Source organism: Peptostreptococcus sp. (genome assembly GCF_977045075.1).
Genome location: NZ_CDRRTB010000130.1, coordinates 1 through 2774, shown reverse-complemented (window position 1 = coordinate 2774; position 2774 = coordinate 1). Strand labels below are relative to the sequence as shown.

Here is a 2774-nt window from a genome sequence, read left to right as displayed (position 1 = left end):
TTATAAGGAGATGGAGGTTCATTATGAGTAGAAAACTAAAAATTAAAGACATACTATTACTAGCCTTGTTAACAGCAATTTATATGATTATTTACATGATTTGTATGGCAATTATATCGCCATTGGGGGCCTTTGGTCATGCCATAAGCCCTGGTATTTGTGGTGTTTTTGCAGGTACGGTAATCTACTTTATGTCTAGAAAGGTTGGCAAAATGTGGCAGTTTACTATCTTTACGCTCCTAGTAATGGGAGTATTTGCCCTTATGGGTGGTGGATATTTGCCATGGCTAATCACATCTGTATCAACAGCAATTATAGCGGATTTTATTGCATCAAGAGAGGAAAGACCGAGTGTATTTAAACTTGCAATTGCATCAGGCCTACTTCATATGGGCCAGGCATGGGGAGCCATTATTCCATCGCTTTTCTTCCTAGAATCCTATAGGTCAACTTGGATTAAGCGTGGTCAAACAGCTGCCCAAATGGATGACATGATAAAATACACTGCAGGAACATGGGGAATCGTCAATTCTCTTATCACCTTTGTTCTGGCAGCAATTGGTATATATATAGGATACATGATTCTTAGAAAGCACTTTAGAGAGGATTAGGTGGTTTAGAAATGGATACATTTAAACGTTTATTTAGTTATGCAGAGGAGAAGAAGCACTTTATGGTCATGGCCCTTATCTTATCAGGCCTTGCAACTGTGGTTTCCTTTGTACCCTACTACTACTTCCTTAAGTTATTAAGGGAGATAACATCAACTAGTAGACCAGATTTAATAGGAAGATATTCCTACTGGATTTTGTTGACAACTACGGCCTATGCCTTGATATATTTTCTTGCCCTGGCCTGCAGTCACGTCTTTGCCTTTAGAATAGAGACAAATATGAAGAAGAGGGGCTTAAATGAACTCTTGGGAGCATCCTTTGCCTTTTTCGATATGAATCCATCTGGTAAGACAAGGAAGACTATTGATGATAACTCAGTGAACACCCATACTGTTATAGCCCATTTGTTACCGGACTCAGTCAATGCGGTCTTGTTTCCGATCTGTCTACTAGGATTGGCCTTTGCTACTAATATTTATGTTGGTATACTCTTGGTTTGTGCCGTAATATTTGCGGCAGTTTGCTTTAAGTTTATGTATTCTGACCCTAGTATGATGAAGGACTATATGGATGCACTTGACGATATAAACTCTGAAACAGTAGAGTATGTAAGAGGTATCCAGGTAATCAAGATCTTTGACATGGTTATAGAGTCCTTCGAAAGGCTATACAAGTCTATACTTCGCTACTCTGAGGTTGTAAATAGGCAGTGCCAGCTGTGCAAGATTCCATTTGTAGCCTTCCAATGTGGTATGATGTCATTTGGGGCAATTATAATCGTAATTGCCAGTAGACAGCTTGGAAAGGGTATGGTAGTTGGTGAAGTAATTAGCATGACTGTGTTTTTTGTTGCCTTTGTAGGCATGCTTAATAATGCCTTTATGAAGATTATGTTTTTTAGTAGGAACTATCAACTAGGCCAGGATGCTATCGATAGGTTGGAAGATATATTTGCCAAGATGGAAAAAAATAAATTGGAAAGTGGTTCTATTGAAAAGATGGATAGCTATGATATTGAGTTTGAAAATGTTGGATTTAAATATGAAGAAGGTGTCAATGTCCTATCAGACTTCAACTTGAAACTAGAAGCTGGCAAGGTATATGCCCTTGTAGGTTCATCTGGAAGTGGTAAATCGACTATAGCCAAATTGATATCAGGCTTCTATCCGGTGTCCTCAGGCCAATTAAAAATCGGTGGCAGGGATATTAAAGAATATACCAGCAAGGTACTAGAAAGGAATGTAGCCTTTGTTTTCCAAAAATCAAAGTTATTTAAGACTAGTATTTACGAAAATGTAAGGCTGGCTAGACCTGAAAGTAGCCATGAAGAGGTGATGAGGGCCTTGGATATGGCAATGTGCTCCAGCATACTTGATAAGTTTGAGACCCGAGAAGAGACAATTATCGGAGCTAAGGGGGTCCATCTATCAGGTGGAGAGATGCAGAGGATAGCAGTGGCAAGGGCCATCTTAAAGGATGCCCCTATAGTTATCCTAGATGAGGCGAGCGCAGCCAGTGACCCTGAAAATGAATATGAAATGCAGAGGGCCTTTAAGGCACTAATGAAGGGTAAGACAGTAATTATGATAGCCCATAGGCTTTCAAGTATTAGAAATGTAGATGAAATTTTACTTGTTGAAGATGGCCAGGTAGTAGAGCGTGGATCCCACGACCAGTTAATGGCGGGTCAAACAAAGTACAGGTATTTCCAAGACCTATTCAACAAGGCAAATGAATGGAGGTTGGCATAATGAAAGAAAAGCTAAGAAGATACTTTGCCTTGAGTCAAAGGGGTGTAGATAATGCCCTTGTGGCTTCAAGATGGTCTTTTTTAAAGTTCCTGTCATTTATATTTCCACCAATGTTGACCTTCTTCTTCCTCCAGGATGTCTTGAATGGAAACCTTAGAAAGACAGCATTTTATATGGGTATACTGCTAGTCATAGTAGTAGTGATGTTCCTTATTCTTGCCAAGGAATACAAGATGACCTATGATGTGACCTATGAAGAGAGTAGCCAAATGAGGATAGACCTAGCAAACAAACTTAAGGAGCTACCACTTTCATACTTTTCTACCCACAACCTATCAGACCTATCTCAGACAGTCATGATGGATGTTGGAAATATAGAAATGGTAATATCCCATGCCATACCGGCTGG

2 protein-coding genes and 1 pseudogene are annotated in these 2774 nt (G+C 39.6%); all 3 read left to right on the top strand.

The features are described 5' to 3' along the window. Window positions 1-23: 23 nt before the first annotated feature. Entirely contained in the window at window positions 24-611 is a 588-nt protein-coding gene (locus ACW6OJ_RS07875; RefSeq protein WP_293431636.1) for an MptD family putative ECF transporter S component, read from the top strand. 11 nt (window positions 612-622) lie between these two features. Beyond that, window positions 623-2365, top strand: a complete 1743-nt coding sequence (locus ACW6OJ_RS07870) for an ABC transporter ATP-binding protein (protein WP_456096254.1) — start codon at window positions 623-625, stop codon at window positions 2363-2365. Then, window positions 2365-2774: pseudogene (locus tag ACW6OJ_RS07865) on the top strand (ABC transporter ATP-binding protein); the annotation flags it as partial. The gene ACW6OJ_RS07870 and the pseudogene ACW6OJ_RS07865, both read left to right, overlap by 1 nt.

Excerpts from the sequence above, each read along its gene's own strand:
- ACW6OJ_RS07870 (WP_456096254.1), top strand. The coding sequence starts at position 623 with ATGGATACATTTAAACGTTTATTTAGTTATGCAGAGGAGAAGAAGCAC.
- ACW6OJ_RS07875 (WP_293431636.1), top strand. The coding sequence starts at position 24 with ATGAGTAGAAAACTAAAAATTAAAGACATACTATTACTAGCCTTGTTA.